Source organism: Clostridium cavendishii DSM 21758 (genome assembly GCF_900141845.1).
GTDB lineage: Bacteria > Bacillota > Clostridia > Clostridiales > Clostridiaceae > Clostridium_AG > Clostridium_AG cavendishii.
Genome location: NZ_FQZB01000007.1, coordinates 247,822 through 266,278 on the forward strand (window position 1 = coordinate 247,822; position 18,457 = coordinate 266,278).

Consider the following 18,457-nt stretch of genomic DNA (forward strand, 5'->3'; position numbering starts at 1 on the left):
TAAATATGAATAGTATTATTGAAAATATAATTAAAAACATGGAAAAAGTAATTGTAGGTAAAAGAGATGTTTTAGAAAAAATAGTTATAGCTCTTTTAAATGATGGACATGTTTTGATAGAGGATGTTCCTGGGGTTGGTAAGACAAAAACAGTTGCAACTTTAGCTAAAACTTTAGATGGTGATTTTAATAGAATACAATTTACTCCAGATGTTATGCCATCAGATGTAGTTGGATTTTCAATGTATAATCCTAGCAATGGAAGCTTTGAGTATAGAAAGGGAGCTGCAATGTGTAACTTTTTACTTGCAGATGAAATTAATAGAGCTTCTTCAAAAACTCAATCAAGTTTACTTGAAGCAATGGAAGAAGCTCAGGTTACAGTTGATGGAGTTACATATAAGCTACCTAAACCTTTTATGGTTTTAGCAACACAAAATCCTATAGAAAGTTATGGAACTTATATTTTACCAGAAGCACAAATGGATAGGTTCTTTTTAAGATTATCTATAGGATATCCAAATAAGTCAGAAGAAAAGAGAATATTAGATAGATTTGAAAGTGAGAATCCACTAACTACTTTAAATAAAGTTATCACTAAGGAAGATGTGATAAAGCTTCAAAATGAGGTTAAGGAAGTTAAGGTTAGTGATTCTATAAAAATGTATATTTTAGATATAGTGGAGGCTACTCGTAAAGCTAAAGAAATTACATTAGGGGTAAGTCCTAGAGGTAGCTTAAGTTTATTAAGAGCTGCTAAGGCATTGGCTTTTATAAGAGGCAGAGATTTTGTTCTTCCAGATGATGTACAAGAAATGGCAGTACCAGTATTAGCACACAGAATAATAGTTAATTCAAATATAAAGTCTCAAAGTATGAGTCAAGAAGATATTATTAAACAAGTACTTAAAATAGTAGAAGTACCAATCTTCCAAATTTAGTGATTTGATAGAAGAGGGAATAATATGGGAAATATTGTAATTTTTATATTAATAGTATTTATATTGTTTATATATGCTTATATAGCAGGTGGACAAGTAGCTATAATAATAGCAATGATGTTTATCATAGCACCTATTATATCTATAATTTTAACTTTAATAGTAAAAAGAAAAATAGAAATTTATACGTATATACCTAATGTTGATATTGAAAAGGATGAAGTATTAGAGGTAAATGTAACTATAAAGAACAATTCAATTATGCCAATTCCTTTTATAGATATAGTTTTTTTTAAGTCCTTGAATTTGGAATTGCTCAAATCAGAAGTATTAAGGTGTACCATAGCACCTCACGAAACTATAACATTTAAAATGCCTTATAGAGGAGCATTAAGAGGAAAAGGAAATATAGGAATAAGAACTATTGTTTTAAAAGACTATTTAGGAATTTTAAAGCTTCCGTTGTTAAATTATTTAAATAAAGATGAATTTAGAAGAGATATTACAGTAATGCCTAGAATTTTTGATGTAAATCAAACTAATAAAGAGCTATTTAACTTTATAAATGTTAAAAAATTTAGAGGTGATGGCGAAGAACATGAAGTAAATGATCTTATAGGAGAACCAGGTTATGAATTAAGAGAATATATACCAGGGGATTCGTTGCGTAGAATTAACTGGAAGGTATCAGCAAAGAGAAATACATTAATGGTTAGAAAAAGCATTGAGTCTATAGGTAAAAAGAGGGTATTAATTCTAGATCCTTGCAAATATGCAATTAAGGCAAGTGGAAGTTTGAGATATGGAAATGAAAAAAATTCAAAAGTATACAATACTTTAAATAAAGAAATATTGATTGTGGAGGAAAGAACGTTAGAGTTTTTAATATCAGTAGCAGATTCTATTGTAAAGAATAAAAATAATGTGGAAATTTATTTATTTGAAAATGATATGTGGAAAACATTTAATATTAAAGATAAGAATGATATTAGTAGTATGCAATATAAATTAGCAACATATAAATTTTTAGATAAATCAAAAAATAGTAAAGAAAATAGGTTACCTATAAGTGAATTCAGTAGAAATATAAAATTTATGACTGGAGGAGAGGCTGTAGTTTTTACAGGATATCCAGACAAAAGATTAAGTGATTTAATTAATCAGTGTGAAAGTTTTAATACTCAAATCAATACAATATGGATAAAGTCTAGTAATAAGATGTTTATACAGGAGTCTTGTGTAAGAAGAAATATAATAAATATAATGGAGGAACAAAGCTTAGATGAGGTTCCTATTAACTTAGAAGATATAGTTATATAAATAAAAGAGGATGTATATGTTATGAAAAATAGTATAAATAAAATAAAGGAGCAAGTAATACCACTACTTTTTTCAGTAAGTTGTACCTGTCTTATACTAAATGCACTATTTCAGACAGTATTTTTAGTAGACTTACTTTTAGCTATAGTTTGGAATTTTATACTTTTTATAGTATTAAATAAAATTTCTCAAAAAAAGAAGTACAGTGGTTTATTCTATTTGCTAGGATCAATAGTATATTTATTTTTAGCTTTTTTAATAATAAATTTGGCAGCTGATACTTATAGTGGAGGATATCTTAGTTGGATTAAGGATGTTCAAAATGATAATAGCGGTATGATAGCTTATTGGATAGGAACATTTTTAATTTCTACACACTTTTTTTCATCTATAATATTTTATTTTACAGAAATAAGAAGGCGAAGAGTTGTATTAATATTAATCTCAATTATTCCGTTAGCTATATATTCAGCTAGAACAAAACATATAATAAGTTTAGCTTTTATTATGTTTTTAATATTTTTAATAGGGTTATTTATAGAGTTTACTAGAAATATAGGTAGTGAAAAAAATGTTACTGTATATAATAAAAAAGCTAGTTACTATAAAGCTATAATTCCATTTCTAATAATATTAAGTATTATAGCTTTAATTATTCCTAAACCTGATATGTTTCCAAAGCTATCAAATCCAAATTCATTTTTAGAGAAAAAACAGCCGTCTAATGGTAACAATAATGATGATGCTCGTAATAATGGCGATAGTAAAAGGAATGATGGTCCAAATTCTGGAGGATCAAAAAGAGGAAGCAATATAAATACACCTAATAATTCTAAAAATAAAAGCCAAATTTTATTTGATGTACAAGCTTCAGAACCTATCTATTTTAGAGTACAGAGTTTTGATAAATATGAGAATAATAAATGGAAAACTGGTAATGATTTATTAGAAGAAAATTATGTGTTTAATGGAATGATTAGAAATGATAACAATATAAATTTCATTATGAAAATTTTGAGTGATAGTAAAAAAGTTGAAGAACTTAAAAAGAAAAATTCGAAGTTAGAAAATATATTAAATAAACCATCTATACCTCAAGTAAAAAAAGTTGCAAATATTAGAACCAATGATTATGAGATGAAAGTTTTATTAAATCCATTAGGAATAATAGATTTTAATTTAGAGGGAAGCAACGAAAAAATTTATACCAATAATCAAGATATGTATTTTTTGAAACGCTCCCTAAATAACAATGAAAAATATAGTGTTAGTTATTATTCTCAAATGTTAGATGAAGATTCAAGGGAGTTTGAGTTTATAAAAAATATTAATTTACAAGAATATGTTGAAATGTTAAATACATTATCATCATTAAATTTAAATACAATTGAAAAGCAAGAAATTAATAATTATAAAGCGGAAATAATAAAAGCTCAAGTTGATTATAGGAAGCTTCCATCTAAATTACCTAATAGAATATATGATTTAGCTAATAAAATTACAAAGGATAAAACATCAGATTATGATAAGGCTCTGGCAATAGAGAAATATTTAACATCAGGAGAATTTAAATATAAGCTAGATATTAAAAAAATAAGTAATAATAGAGATTATACTGATTATTTTTTATTTGATAGTAAAACCGGTTATTGTGTGCAATTTGCTTCAGCTATGGTTATTTTAGCAAGAGCAGCAGGACTACCATCAAAGTATACAGAAGGCTTTGTTTGTTGTGAAAAGAATAAATTATTAGATACCTATGTGATAAGAAGTGAGCATGCTCATGCATTTCCAGAAATTTTTATAGCGGGTTATGGATGGATGAAGTTTGAACCTACAGCTAGTATTAAAGAAGATATTAATAAAAATGATAAGAATAATAAGAGTAACATACAAAATAATAAGAAAAGAATAGAAGTTCCATTTTATAAGGTTTTATTAATAGGATTAATTGTAATAGCAAGTATACCATTAGCAATATTAATTATATTATTATTAATTAAGTTATTTATAAATTTAAAGAGACATTTTTGGAGGCAAAAACTCTTTAATATGGAGAAAAATAAAGCTGTTGAAGATATTTTTATGCAAACATTATTAATTCTAAAGTTAATTGATTATGATATTAAAAGTTATGAAACTCCAAATCAATATGCTTTTCGTATTTTTACAGAATGTTTTTTAGATATTAAACCATTAGTAAATGCATTTAATAAAAGTAAATATGGAAATTTAGATGCAAAGGATGAGCAAATAGAAAACTTATTAGTTATATATGATGAGGTCTTAGCATATACCAAGAAAAATTGCAAATGGACTAAAAAATATAAAATATAATTAGATTTATATAATATAAATTAAAAGTTATATCAAAGATAAGAAAAATTCGATATAGTTATTTAGGAAATATAAGGATTATAAAACTTATATTGTAATTTTTAAATAAAGGAGTATAATAAAAATGTAAATAAATAAATGCTAGAGGTGCCTATTACGGCTGAGAGGGAACTTTTCCTAACTCTTATAACCTGATTTAGATAATGCTAACGAAGGGAAGCGATTTTTAGTTAATAATAAAGTATTATTGTACTTTTTATTTTAGCGTAATTAAGCCTAGCAAATTTATTTTGCTAGGCTTTTTTATATTAAATGAAACACCTTCTCATGTTAATTTGAACTTAAGGAAACTCCTTCTCACTTTCATTCGAATGAGTAAGTTCGAATAACCAAATTAAAATTTGGATTCTCACGTAACCTTGAATAATCAAATTAAAAAGTTGGATTTTTACTTAAAGCAGTGTTATAGCATTTTTTAAAATTTTAGTGAAAAGGAGGCGTTTTTATGAGATTGAATGGAAAAAATATAGAACTTGAAAAAGAGACTACTATAGAAGAACTTTTAGAACAGTATAATATAAATTCTTCCAGAGTTGTTGTTGAAGTCAATAGAGAAATAGTAGAAAAGACTTGTTTTAGTAGTGTAAAGCTTAAAAATGAAGATACAATTGAAGTAATATCTTTTGTTGGAGGAGGTTAAAAATTTGAAGGTAGAAGTAAAAGGAGAATGGCTTGATGAAAAGAAGTTAGAAAAACTAATATATGCAAGAAATACAAAAGGGGTTACTGAGAAAGTAAAAAAGGCTAAAGTTGGTATTGCAGGTGCTGGTGGATTGGGTTCTAATATTGCTATTTCACTTGCAAGGTTAGGTGTAGGAGAAATAACTATTGTAGATTTTGATATTATAGAACATTCAAATTTGAATAGGCAACAGTACTTTATTAGCGACATAGGTAACCTTAAGGTCAAGGTATTAAAAAGCATTATAAATAAAATAAATCCTTTTATAAAAGTAAATGAGGTAGTAGAAAAGATAGATGAGAGAAATATAAAAGATATTTTTAAAGATGTAGATATAATTGTTGAGGCATTTGATGTTCCTGAAAATAAGGCTATGCTTTCTAATTATGTACTTACTAGAATGAGGGATAAATATTTAATCGCAGCATCAGGTATGGCAGGATATTATTCTTCAAATTTAATTACTACTAAGAAGGTAAGAGATAAGTTTTATTTATGTGGAGATTTTGAGAATGGAATAAGTGATACTGTAGGGGTTATGGCTCCTAGGGTTATAATTTGTGCAAATCATATGGCGAACATGGTTCTTAATATAATTTTAGGAAAAGAGGAGATTTAATGATGAATGACAAATTAGTTATTGCAGGTGTTGAATTAAATAGTAGATTATTAGTAGGAACAGGAAAATATCCATCTAATAAATTAATAAAAGATGTTTTAGAAGGTAGTGGAGCAGAGATTATTACTTTAGCAGTAAGAAGGGTAGATTTAGATAATAAAGATGAAGATGTATTAAGTAACATACCTAAGGATGTTATATTACTTCCTAATACATCAGGAGCTACTAATGCTGAAGAAGCTATTAGGATAGCAAAAATAGCAAGAGCTATGGGGTGTGGCAATTGGATTAAGATTGAGATAATATCTGATTCTAAATATTTATTGCCAGACAATGAGGAAACTATTAAAGCTACAAAGATACTAGCTGATGATGGATTTATAGTATTACCATATATGTGTCCAGATCTTTATGCTGGAAGAAGGTTAATCAAAGCTGGAGCAGGAGCTGTTATGCCACTTGGAGCACCTATAGGAAGTAATAGAGGCTTGAGGACAAAAGAACTTATACAAATAATGATAGATGAGCTTGATATCCCGATAATAGTAGATGCTGGACTTGGGAAGCCATCTCATGCTATGGAGGCTATGGAGATGGGGGCGGCAGCTTGTTTAGTAAATACAGCTATAGCATCATCAAAAGATCCAATTAATATGGCAAAAGCTTTTAAAATGGCAGTTGATGGTGGACGCTTAGGGTATCTTTCAAAGTTTGGTTTAGTATCTAAAGAAGCTAATGCTTCATCACCACTTTTAGGATTTTTAGGGTAGGTGATATGTATGAGTTTTTATGAAGTAGTAAGTAAATATAGAGATTTTAATTTTAATGAATATTTTAATAAGGTTACAAAAGAAGATGTTATAAGAAGTATTAACTCAGAGAGCTTAAATGAGTTTGATTTATTAAATTTACTTTCAACAAAAGCAGAAGAATGCTTGGAGGAAATGGCTCAAAGAGCTAGAGCGCTTGCTCTAAAATATTCAGGAAGAACAATACTTTTGTACACACCTATGTATATATCAAATTTTTGTATAAATAAATGTTCTTATTGTGGCTATAATATTGAAAATAAGATAGAGAGAAGAAAACTTACATTAGACGAAGTAAGAGCAGAAGGGGAAGCTATTTCAAAAGAAGGCTTTAAACATCTATTATTATTAACTGGAGAAAGTGAGTACCAATCACCAGTTAGTTATATAGCTGATAGTGTAAGAGTATTAAAAGATATGTTTCCATCTATATCAATAGAAGTTTATCCAATGAGAACAGAACAATATAAGGAAGTTGTAGAGGCTGGTGTTGAAGGTCTTACAGTATATCAAGAAACTTATAATGAAGAGGTTTATGATAGAGTTCATATAAGTGGTCCAAAGAAGGATTTTAAAAATAGGTTAGATGCACCAGAAAGAGGGGCAGAAGCTGGAATGAGGAGTCTTGGACTTGGTGCACTTTTAGGACTTGCTGATTTTAGGCAAGATGCATTTTTTGTAGCTATGCATGGAAGATATTTAGTAAATAAGTATCCTTATATAGAGTTATCATTTGGACCACCTAGGATTAGGCCTTGTGCGGGTGGGTTAAAAGATATAAAAGAAGTAACTGATAAAAATTTAGTACAAGTTATGTTGGCTTATAAGTTGTTTTATCCTCAAGGTGGGATAAACATAACTACTAGAGAAAGTAATGAAATTAGAAGGAATTTAATTCCGTTAGGTGTTACAAAGATGAGTGCTGGAGTTTCTACTGAAATAGGGGGTAGAACTTTAAGTAAGCATGGTACAGCTCAATTTGATATAAATGACGAAAGTAGTACAGAAGAGGTTAAGGAATTAATAAAAGAATGTGGATATCAGCCTATTTTTAAGGATTGGGTTAGATTATAAATGATTTATTTAATAACTAATAGGAATTTAGCGATAAAAGAAAAATATTTAGCTGTATTAAAGGAAGCTTCTTATAACGGAATAAATAATATAATATTAAGGGAAAAAGATTTAGCGGACATTGAATTTGAGGAGTTATATAGATTAGTTAAAAAAAGTATTAATCCAAAATGTAATTTAATAATTAACTCTAAATTAAATGTATTTAATAGGGTAAAGGAAAATACAATACATTTACCTTTTAAAGAGTTTTTATCCTATAATCCTAATAGAATTGTGGAGGTTGGCGTTTCTGTCCATACTTTAGAGGAGGGGATAGAAGCTGATAAAAGAGGTGCAAAATATATTTTGGCATCTCATATATATGAGACAAAGTGTAAGGAAGGTTTAGAGCCAAAGGGAATTGAGTATATAAGAAGATTAAAAAATAATGTAAAATGTCAGATAATAGCTTTAGGTGGAATAAATGAAAAAAATTATAAAGATGTTCTAAATGCTGGAGCTGATGGAATAGCATTAATGTCATATTTTTTTAAACAAGATGCTGATTACAAAAAATTTAATATATAAATCTTATAGTTTAAACAAAATTGGTAAGATAATAAGTAAAAGAAAGTTAAGCTATTATGAAGTATTTATATATTTAATAGAATTATAGAAAAGCTATTAGCTTTAGAATATAACTAATGTTTTTAAATTAAAAAGCTATATCAAATAAAATAAATTTTGATATAGCCTTTTAAAAGTATTTATATAGATGTGAATCCACCATCTACAAAAATTGTTTGTCCAGTAGTATAACTAGAAGCATCAGAAGCAAAATAAATTGCAGCTCCGTCTAATTCGCCTTCTTTTCCTGGTCTTCCCATAGGGCAAACAGCATTATATATTTTTAAATTCTCAGGTTTAAATAATGTTTTTTCAGTCATTTCAGATTTAAAAAGGCCTGGACCTATTCCATTTACTGTTATACCATATTTAGCTAATGAAGTTGCCATTCCTTTAGTTAAGTTTATAACTGCACCTTTAGATGCGTTATATGCATGAAGTGGTACGTTTTTACTACCTACTATACCACAAACAGAAGCAGTATTTATTATTCTTCCATAAGAATTTTCTTTCATATTTCTAACAACATACTTTGACATTAAAAATATACCTTTTAAGTTTGTATCAATAACTCTGTTCCATTCTTCTTCAGAAATTTCGTCTACAGAACCCAGAGAGGCTACTCCAGCATTATTTATTAATACATCTATTTTTTTAAATTTGTTAAGTATAGAAGCAACTGCATTTTTAACATCTTCTTCAATTGAGACATCACATTTTACAGCCAAGCTTTCAACGCCAAGTTTCTCCAGTTCTTTAGCTAAGACTTCGAGTCTTTCATATCTCCTAGCTATTATGGCAACATTTGCACCTTGAAGTGCAAATGCTTTTGCGAGTTGAACGCCTATTCCGCTAGAAGCACCAGTAATAACGACTATTTTTCCGGTTAAATCAAATAAATTCTTCATAAAATCTCTCCTTTTAAAATGATAAGTATATAACATTACTATATACTTATAGAGGAATAAAAGGAAATGATTTACATAGTGTTTGCGTTTTTTATATCTTTAGGAATAAATTGTAATAGTTGTATTGACTTAACTGGGAATACAGTGTAGTATTTAATACATACTAATCATATAGAAATAATATGTTTTATAAAGGGGGCAAAAAAATGAGTAAAAGAAAATTAAAATTTGAAACATTACAACTTCATGTGGGGCAAGAAGTACCAGATCAAGCAACAGATTCAAGAGCTGTAGCAATTTATCAAACATCATCATATGTTTTTAAGAATTCGGCACAAGCCGAAGCAAGATTTAATTTAAGGGAGGGTGGAAATATTTATACTCGCTTAATGAATCCAACTTCAGATGTTTTTGAGAAGCGTATAGCTGCATTAGAAGGTGGCATAGGGGCACTGGCTACATCTTCAGGAGCAGCAGCTATTACCTATGCAGTACAAAATATAGTTCATGCAGGACAACATATAGTTTCTGCAAAAAATGTTTATGGCGGAACGTATAATTTATTTGCACATACATTAGCTGATTTTGGTATAAGTACAACTTTTGTTGATGCAGATAATCCAGAAAACTTTGAAAATGCTATTAAAGAAAACACAAGGGTAGTATTTATTGAAACTTTAGGTAATCCCAATTCAAGTCTTATAGATGTAGAAAGAGTATCAGAGATTGCACATAAGCATGGAATACCATTAATAGTTGATAATACATTTGCCACACCATATTTATTTAGACCTGTAGAGCATGGGGCAGATATAGTGGTTCATTCAGCTACTAAATTTATAGGTGGGCATGGAACATCTATAGGTGGAGTTATTATAGACTCAGGAAAATTTGATTGGGGATCATCAGAAAAATTTAAAGGATTAACAGAATCAAATCCTAGTTATCATGGAATAAGCTTTACTAAGGCAGTTGGAGAAGCTGCATATATTGCTAAGGCTAGAACTATACTACTTAGAGATACAGGGGCAACTATAAGTCCATTTAACTCCTTTTTATTCTTGCAAGGACTTGAAACACTATCACTTAGGGTTGAACGTCATGTAGAAAATGCTATAAAAGTGGTAAATTTCTTAAAAAATCATCCTAAGGTTGAAAATGTAAATCATCCATCATTAAAAGAAAGTGAGTATAATGATTTATATAATAAATATTTTCCAAATGGAGCAGGGTCAATCTTTACTTTTGAGATTAAAGGTGGGGAAAAGGAAGCAAAGGAGTTTATTGATAAATTAGAAATATTCTCGCTACTTGCAAATGTAGCGGATGTTAAATCATTAGTAATACATCCAGCAAGTACAACACATTCTCAAATGAGTGAAAGTGAACTTTTAGAATCAGGTATTAAGCCTAATACTATAAGATTATCAATAGGAATAGAGCATATTGATGATATAATTTACGATTTATCGCAAGCATTTGGTGATAAAAAGTAGTATAAAATAAATTTGATAGAAAGTAGGATTATAGTTAAGTTATTAGCTGTAGTCTTATTTTTTCTAGTTTAATAATATTGATAACTATAAATTTTATATAAGTTTTAGATTAGCGAGGAAGTAAGAAAATTTGTATGAATTGCTTTTTTAGTGAATATTTTTTCAGAATTTAGAAAAAATAATATAGTAAAGGAGTGTGCTTTTATGAAAAAACGTCGTTTGCTTACTTTTATTATAATATTTTTAATTGTTAATGTGTGGGGGACTAGTGTTAAGACATTTAGTTTAACTCCTGAACCTATAAAAATAAATACATTCGGAAATGATATAGCTAAGGTAAAGTATGGTGATTATTCTATTACATCTAAGCTAATATTAGCTGAAGGAAAAATTGCATATTGTTTAGATATAAATAAAAATTATCCTAGCGGACAAGATTTTTATTTAACTAATGATGTTGATAATACAATAAAATCAATAATAATTCAGGGATATCCAATTAAAGGACCTACTGAATTAGGAACAAGTTCAGAGGAGGAAGCATATTTTTCTACTCAAGTAGCGATTTGGGTATATATTGAGAAATTTGATATAAATAAAATTACCTGCGACAATAAAAATATAGAAAATGCTATAAAAAGCATTTATACAAATGGTATAGCAAATAAAAATAATCCTATAAATAGTGAATTTATTTTTAACGTTTATTCTGCAGATGTTGATACCCAAAGAATAATTACTGTTAGTCAGAATTTTCAAGTAGAGAATGTTACAGGTGGTAATTTTCTTTATGGTGAAGGCATAGGTGAGGGAGGTAACACTTTAGCAAAAAATGCGGACCCAACAGCAAATAAAATAACTGCATTATTACCTCAAACAGGTATGGAGTGTATTAATATAGTTATACCTATTAGTATGAGTATATTAGGAGTAGTAATTTTATTAAGGAAACAATTTTTTAAATAGGCATTAGTATTTAAAGATTATAAAAGATTGCACAAAGGTTATTAAATATAGCTTTTGTGCAATTTTGTTATTTTAAGGTGATTTTAAGATTATATTAAGTGAATTGAAAGAGAGAAGAAATAAGATGTTTATATGGAGATAATTTAAGTTTTAATATTGGAGGTATTTATGAGGAGTATTGAGTTAAATGTTACTAAGAAAGCTATAAAAAAGTTAAGGATAGGGGTTCTTGAATATTGTATATTTATGATTTTAATTGGGATGCTTTTTATCATCAATTTAAATAAAGTAGATGTGTCAAGGGTTAGAGTATATTTAGAAGGTATACTGGCTGTAGTTAATGCTGTATTTATGATAGAAGGCATATTAAGATTAATAAACATAAGACATAGAAGTTATGTGGAAATATTAAATAATGAGATTATAATAAGAAAAGATTGTATAGTTACTAAAATAATACATGTTAATGATGTTTATAAGTGCAAAGTAATGAATAAAAACATAGAACTTGTTGATAAAAATAACAAATCATTTAAAATAGAAATAGATAAGCTTTCATTAGAAGATAATAAAATATTAAAAGATTATATTTTAAGCTTTTCGAATATTAATATAGAGTTTGAAAAAGAGGTAGGAGTATGGGCAAAACAATCTTAATTGCAGATGACGAAAAGGAAATAATAGAGCTTTTAGCTTTGTATTTAGAAAAGGATGGATATAAAGTAGTAGAAGCTTATGATGGCATAATGGCCTTAGATATATTAAAAAATAAAAAAGTTGATATAGCACTTATAGATATTATGATGCCTAATATGGATGGATATCAACTTATAAAAAGGCTAAGAAAAGAATATAAAATACCAGTTATTTTTGTTTCAGCTAAAAATGATGCAAGTGATAAAATTCTTGGATTAGAGCTTGGATCAGATGATTATATAACTAAACCATTCAATCCTTTAGAGGTCTCGGCAAGAGTAAAGGCTCAACTTAGAAGATTTTATGAATTTAATGAAAGAGTAGAAGAAAAAAGTATTTTAGAAATTGGAGAGTTAAAGTTAGATAATACAACCTATCTACTTTATAAAAAGGACGAGCTTGTAAATATAACTTCAACAGAATACAAATTATTATCATTTTTAATGAATAATCCTAATAAAGTTTTTACTAAAAAACAATTATTTGAGCACGTGTGGGATGAAATTTATTATGGAGATGATAATACTATAATGGTTCATATAAGTAAGCTAAGGGATAAGATAGAGGATAATTCAAAAAATCCAGTATATCTAAAAACTATTAGAGGAATAGGGTATAAACTTGAAACTCCCAAGTAAGAGGTAATAGTATGATATTAAAAGCTTTAAAAAAATTCATTAGAAAATTCAGAAAAGTTTATCTTACAACGCTTAGACAATATGTTTTGTTCTTTATCTTTATTAGTTTTATTTTGTGTTTTGGTGTTGGTACTATAGTCTACGAAATTGTAAGGATGACTACTTCAGAAGAGTATATAAAAGATTCACAAAAATTTTTCATGGCTTCAGAAATAGTAAATAAAGATTATAAAAATATAGATGCAACTACTATAAAGTCTATAGGTGGTTGGGTAGAAATCTTAGATGAAAATAAAAATTTGATTTATGTTATAGGCAATAAAAAGGACACTAAGAAAAGTTATACAGAAGAAGAGTTTATAAATTTTTTAAGTGACAATAGGAATCAATTAAAAAGAAGTAGTGATTTTTATTATTCGATAATAAGTTTTGATAATGATAATAAAAAGTATTATTGTTTAGTTAAGTTACCTTATAATTCTGTTGAAATAACTATAGATGCTACCATGGAAGGTAAATTAAGTGATAAATATGTAGAAAGGATAGGATTAAAAATAGCTGCAATGCTCTTATTATTTATAGTGCTATTGATATTTTTATTATTTATATATGCATTTATTACATCTAGGAGAATTGTTAAACCACTAAGAAAAATACTTGAAGGTATTAAGAAAATGACTAATGGAGATTATAAGGCAAGAATAGATTTTAGGGCGGATAATGAGTTTGCAGATATAAAGGATGCCTTTAATTTTATGGCCGAAAAAATAGAGATTTCAGAGAAGGAAAGAAAAAAAGTTGAAGATTTAAAAAGTCAACTTTTAGTAGATATATCTCATGATTTAAAGACTCCAATAACATCAATACAAGGGTATTCTAAAGCTTTGTATGATGGTGTGGTAGATTCGAAAGAAAAACAAGAAAGATATTTAAGTATAATATATGATAAGTCACGAAGAGTAACAGAACTTATAGACAATCTTCATGAACTTACTAAATTAGATAGTAGTAGATATGAAGTTCACAAATCATCAGAAGATTTTACAGAAGTTTTACGGGAATTATTGGCTGAGTTTTATAAAGAGATAGAAGATAAGGAATTTGAGTTAGATGTAGATATACCAGAAAAAGAGATAGTATTTGAGTTTGATAGGCTTGAAATTATTAGAGCTATCTCTAATATAATAGCTAATTCTTTGAAGTATAATAAAAATAAAACCAAATTAAAGATACAATTAACTGAGAAAGAAGAGAAGATACAGCTCATAATAGCTGATAATGGAGTTGGAATATCTGATGAGTTGAAAGAAAAAATATTTGAACCATTTACAAGAGGAGATGTTTCAAGAAGAAGTACAGGCGGAACAGGGTTAGGCCTTTCTATAAGTAAAAAGATAATAGAAAAACATAATGGAATAATATTTTTAAAAGAAAATATAGAGTACAAAACCGAGTTTGTTATTGAAATTCCTTATTTTTAAGAAAAAGGTAGACAAAATATAATAGTTACAATAGATAGTAATATTAACTGCACTGAAGAGTTTTAGTGTAGTTTTTTTATATTAAAGACTTTATAATTACAAAAAATAATAGAATAAATAATAACATTACTAATAATGAGATTATTGTTAAAAATTGATATTTAATACAAAAAAATATATAATTTAAGGAGAATGTAGTTAATTAAATAATACAAGCATATTAAGTTTGTATGTTATGGAAGGAAAAAGGGATGAAGGGGTATATTGGATTAGCTAATAGGAATTTAATAAGAAATAAAAAAAATAGTCTAGTATGTATTATAGGTATAATGCTAGGTACAGTTATTATGCTTACTACTAATATAATTTATAATAGTGAAATGATAATTGCATCTGAGAAATTAAAAAAAACTACAGGACTTTATGATGTAATATTTCAAAATATTAATAAGGAACAATTAAATAAGTTAAAAGGTCATCAAATGGTAGATACAGCAGCAGTTTTTAAAGAAATAGGTGTTTCAGAGATTAAAACAAAAGGAATTGATCAATATTATAATTTGTTAGGATTAGATGATAAATCCTATAATAAGATATTTGATTTTGACATTATAGCTGGAAGAAAACCAGAAAATATGAATGAAATTATGATTGATAATTCTGCTGCTTGTAATATAGATGGAAGAGTACGGGTTGGAGATAATATTGAAATAAAGGTTTTTTTAGGTCAATCTTTAAATAATAAAAATATACGTGATCAACTTATAAAGGAAAATTCCACAATTGAGTTTATGAGAGAAAATTCTGTAGGGTTACCTGGTATTGAGAAAGAAGATACGAGAACTTATAAGGTAGTAGGAATTTTTCAATCATCAGAAGAATATAAGGATATGGCGAATAATATATTTACTAAATTGACAGATGAAGATATTAATGAAATGATTAAGATGAATGTATTTGTTTTATTAGAATTTTCAGGTGTATATGAAGAAAACCTTAGGGTAAATGATTTTTATATTAATTATTTAGAGAATGATATTAAGAATATATCTCAAGGTTATTCAAACAATAATTTTTTTTATTCTACAAAAAATTACAATAAGTCAATAAAAAATTTGGAACCAATAATCGTGATAGTTATTATTGCAATATTTGAGTTTGGAGTAATTTATAATGCTTTTAATATTTCAATAGGTGAAAGATATAAACAATTTGGCATACTTAGGGCTATGGGAGCAACTAAGATTCAATTAGGAAAATTGGTTTTTTATGAAGCATTTATCTTATATATACTAGGATTAATATTAGGTTTCATATTAGGTATAGTAAATACAAAAGTAGTTTTAGCTATTTTTGCTAAAATTTTTGGCTTGGATTTTTCATATATTAATGTTTCCTTATATGCTAGTAATTTTATAATTATTGCTATAATTATATTTTTTATTGTAATGATAACAGTTTATAAAGCGTTATTTAAAGATATAAATTTATCGCCAATACAAAATATTAGTGGACTAAGTTTATTAAATAGTGTTAAAGTAAATGAAATTAAAATTAGTAAAAAAATAAGTAAAATATTCAATGTAGAAGGAGAATTGTCTTATAAGAATCTCTCAAGAAATAAAAAAAGAAATAGGATATGTTTAAGAGCTATAGTTGTAAGTATGATTCTTGTAATGTTTTTCTTTTGTCAGTTATCTTTTTATAAAGTTGAGACAGCAAGTATAGTCCCATCAAGTAATTGGGATGTTAAATATTCAAGTGTTAATAGACAGTTTTTAGATGAGGACATTTCTTATTTAAAGAATATTAATGGTGTTGATGGATTATATATAGATAAGAAGTTTTCTTTAAATATTCCAATAGAAAAAAATAAGTTAGATAGTTATTTAATTAGTAGTTTTAAAAGTTATAGTGAAATGAGTAAATCAAATGAAAAATATTATAATGGTTATTATGGAGTAAAAACTTTATTTAGAGCAGCAGATGAAAATACATTAGATTTATATAAAGATAATTTAATTGAGGGAGAGCTTAATTATAATAAGCTTAAGGATGATGGAATAATAATTGTAAACTCAGGAACAACAGCATTCCCAAGAATTATTAATAAGCAAATTCAATTTGAAATTTATGACATAAAGAAAATATTGGACGTAAAAGTAGGAGATAAGATATTAATACCTTTGGAGAAAAAAGCAAATAAAGAGATAAATATTAAAAATTATTTTAAAAATGAGAAACTTGATAAAACAAAATTCAAAGAATTCACTATAATTGGCATAGTGAATGAGGATGCTTTAAAGAATAAAGTAAATAATAGAATAATAGAGAATCTAACAGAAGATGTAACTTTTATAACATCAAAGGAATCTTTCAAAAAAATAAATAATGATAGTAATGATGAGCTTGTTATAAAAACTAATAAAGATAAAAATAGAAGTGAAACAATAAAAGCTATAAGGGATTATTCAACTATTAAGTATGATAATTACACAGATTTCTATTCTAAAATGATAGATTATAAAAATACTTCTAATAGAACTTTATGCTTTGATATCAACTTTGAAATAAATATATTAATTATAGTTATACTTAATATAATTAATACTTTTAATGCAAATATTTTATTAAGAAAAAAGGAGTTAGGGGCTTTAAGAGCTATAGGTACAACTAAAAAGCAACTAAATAAGATGCTATTGTTAGAAAATGTATTTTTAGTAATATTATCAGTATGCTTTGGACTAATATTTGGAGCATTCCCAGCATATCTTTCTCAATTAAGTATGAATAATAAGGATAAAAATATGTATATAATACTGATAACAATTACATTTTTAACTTCAATTTTTTTGATTATTATATGTATCTTAACTACTATTTACCAACTCAAAAAACTAAAAGATTTAAGTATAGTTGATAATATTAGAAATGAAGAATAAAAGCAGTAGATTTTAAACCCACTTAAGTTAAAAAATAATAACTTAAGTGGGTTTTTATAAATTATTCTAAAAGTGTATTTACAAAATAGTAAAAATAAGGTAAGATAAAATTGTCACTAAATAGTGACAAAGGAGGAGAGCAAAATGGAAGTATTAAGAGCCGAAAATTTGATTAAAAGTTATGGAAAAGACGAATTTAAAGTTAATGCTGTAAATGGAATTGATTTAATTATAACTAAAGGAGAGTTTGTAGCTGTAGTAGGGCCTAGCGGTTCAGGCAAAAGTACTCTATTACATTTATTGGGAGGAGTTGATAATCCAACCGAAGGAAAAATTTATATTGATGGAATAGATATATATAGCTTAAAAGAGAGTGAACTTTCTATCCTTAGAAGAAGAAAGATAGGCTTTATATTTCAACAGTATAATCTTATTCCTGTGTTGAGTGCTAAAGAAAATATATTACTTCCTGTTTTATTAGATCATAAAAAACACGATGAAAGTTATACTGAGGAACTTATAAATGTACTTGGATTACAAGACAGAAAAAATCATCTTCCTTCCCAGTTATCAGGAGGACAGCAACAGAGAGTAGCAATAGGTAGAGCACTAGCAAATAAGCCTTCGATAATACTAGCAGATGAACCTACGGGAAATTTAGATTCAAAAAATTCAAAAGAAATTTTAGAACTTCTAAAGCTATCAGTGAAAAAATTTAATCAAACTTTAATAGTTATAACACATGATCCAAAGTTAGCTAAGGAGGCAGATAGAGTAATAAGAATAGAAGATGGTAAGATTGTAAATGACTACAATTAAATATCAGAAAATATAGTATATACAATAAGTTATATAAAGGATATTCACAAAAATTTTATG

Annotated in this window: 16 protein-coding genes and 1 riboswitch; of the genes, 15 read left to right on the forward strand and 1 reads right to left on the reverse strand. The window is 27.0% G+C overall.

The features are described from left to right. Positions 1-5: 5 nt before the first annotated feature. From BUB01_RS08390 to BUB01_RS08420, 8 genes are all read left to right on the forward strand, one after another. On the forward strand, positions 6-941 hold the full coding sequence (locus tag BUB01_RS08390; protein ID WP_072986248.1) for an AAA family ATPase: 936 nt from the start codon (positions 6-8) through the stop codon (positions 939-941). A gap of 24 nt (positions 942-965) precedes the next feature. After that, entirely contained in the window at positions 966-2,261 is a 1,296-nt protein-coding gene (locus BUB01_RS08395; RefSeq protein WP_072986249.1) for a DUF58 domain-containing protein, read from the forward strand. A 21-nt stretch (positions 2,262-2,282) separates the two neighbouring features. Next, positions 2,283-4,598 carry a transglutaminase domain-containing protein gene (locus tag BUB01_RS08400; protein WP_072986250.1) on the forward strand — a complete coding sequence of 772 codons (2,316 nt, stop codon included), beginning with the start codon at positions 2,283-2,285 and terminating at the stop codon, positions 4,596-4,598. Between the two features lie 133 nt (positions 4,599-4,731). Beyond that, positions 4,732-4,833: riboswitch (TPP riboswitch) on the forward strand. A 270-nt stretch (positions 4,834-5,103) separates the two neighbouring features. Next, entirely contained in the window at positions 5,104-5,298 is a 195-nt protein-coding gene (gene thiS / locus BUB01_RS23670) for a sulfur carrier protein ThiS (protein ID WP_242958381.1), read from the forward strand. A 4-nt stretch (positions 5,299-5,302) separates the two neighbouring features. Next, the gene (gene thiF / locus BUB01_RS08405; RefSeq protein WP_242958382.1) at positions 5,303-5,959 is read left to right on the forward strand and encodes a sulfur carrier protein ThiS adenylyltransferase ThiF; all 657 of its coding nucleotides are present in this window, start codon (positions 5,303-5,305) and stop codon (positions 5,957-5,959) included. 2 nt (positions 5,960-5,961) lie between these two features. Beyond that, positions 5,962-6,729, forward strand: a complete 768-nt coding sequence (locus tag BUB01_RS08410) for a thiazole synthase (protein ID WP_072986251.1) — start codon at positions 5,962-5,964, stop codon at positions 6,727-6,729. Between the two features lie 9 nt (positions 6,730-6,738). Next, entirely contained in the window at positions 6,739-7,842 is a 1,104-nt protein-coding gene (gene thiH, locus BUB01_RS08415) for a 2-iminoacetate synthase ThiH (protein ID WP_072986252.1), read from the forward strand. Beyond that, entirely contained in the window at positions 7,843-8,412 is a 570-nt protein-coding gene (locus BUB01_RS08420; protein ID WP_242958383.1) for a thiamine phosphate synthase, read from the forward strand. 179 nt (positions 8,413-8,591) lie between these two features. On the opposite strand, the gene BUB01_RS08425 is transcribed toward BUB01_RS08420, so the two are convergent. After that, on the reverse strand, positions 8,592-9,359 hold the full coding sequence (locus tag BUB01_RS08425; protein WP_072986253.1) for an SDR family NAD(P)-dependent oxidoreductase: 768 nt from the start codon (positions 9,357-9,359) through the stop codon (positions 8,592-8,594). A gap of 206 nt (positions 9,360-9,565) precedes the next feature. On the opposite strand from BUB01_RS08425, the gene BUB01_RS08430 reads away from it, so the two are divergent. The 7 genes from BUB01_RS08430 to BUB01_RS08460 all read left to right on the forward strand — a co-directional run bounded on the left by BUB01_RS08430 (position 9,566) and on the right by BUB01_RS08460 (position 18,397). After that, entirely contained in the window at positions 9,566-10,855 is a 1,290-nt protein-coding gene (locus BUB01_RS08430; protein ID WP_072986254.1) for an O-acetylhomoserine aminocarboxypropyltransferase/cysteine synthase family protein, read from the forward strand. Positions 10,856-11,059: 204 nt separating this feature from the next. Then, positions 11,060-11,821, forward strand: a complete 762-nt coding sequence (locus BUB01_RS08435; RefSeq protein ID WP_072986255.1) for a thioester domain-containing protein — start codon at positions 11,060-11,062, stop codon at positions 11,819-11,821. Between the two features lie 168 nt (positions 11,822-11,989). Then, positions 11,990-12,478, forward strand: coding sequence for a hypothetical protein (locus BUB01_RS08440; RefSeq protein WP_072986256.1), 489 nt, complete (start codon positions 11,990-11,992; stop codon positions 12,476-12,478). Then, a complete protein-coding gene (locus BUB01_RS08445) occupies positions 12,460-13,155 on the forward strand; it encodes a response regulator transcription factor (RefSeq protein WP_072986257.1) in 696 nt (231 codons plus the stop codon). Before BUB01_RS08440 ends, BUB01_RS08445 begins: the two co-directional genes overlap by 19 nt. Positions 13,156-13,166: 11 nt before the next feature. Beyond that, a complete protein-coding gene (locus BUB01_RS08450; RefSeq protein ID WP_072986258.1) occupies positions 13,167-14,636 on the forward strand; it encodes a sensor histidine kinase in 1,470 nt (489 codons plus the stop codon). A 251-nt stretch (positions 14,637-14,887) separates the two neighbouring features. Then, positions 14,888-17,578 (forward strand): ABC transporter permease, encoded by a 2,691-nt coding sequence (locus BUB01_RS08455; protein ID WP_072986259.1) that lies wholly within the window; start codon positions 14,888-14,890, stop codon positions 17,576-17,578. 144 nt (positions 17,579-17,722) lie between these two features. Further along, positions 17,723-18,397 carry an ABC transporter ATP-binding protein gene (locus BUB01_RS08460; protein ID WP_072986260.1) on the forward strand — a complete coding sequence of 225 codons (675 nt, stop codon included), beginning with the start codon at positions 17,723-17,725 and terminating at the stop codon, positions 18,395-18,397. Positions 18,398-18,457 lie beyond the last annotated feature (60 nt).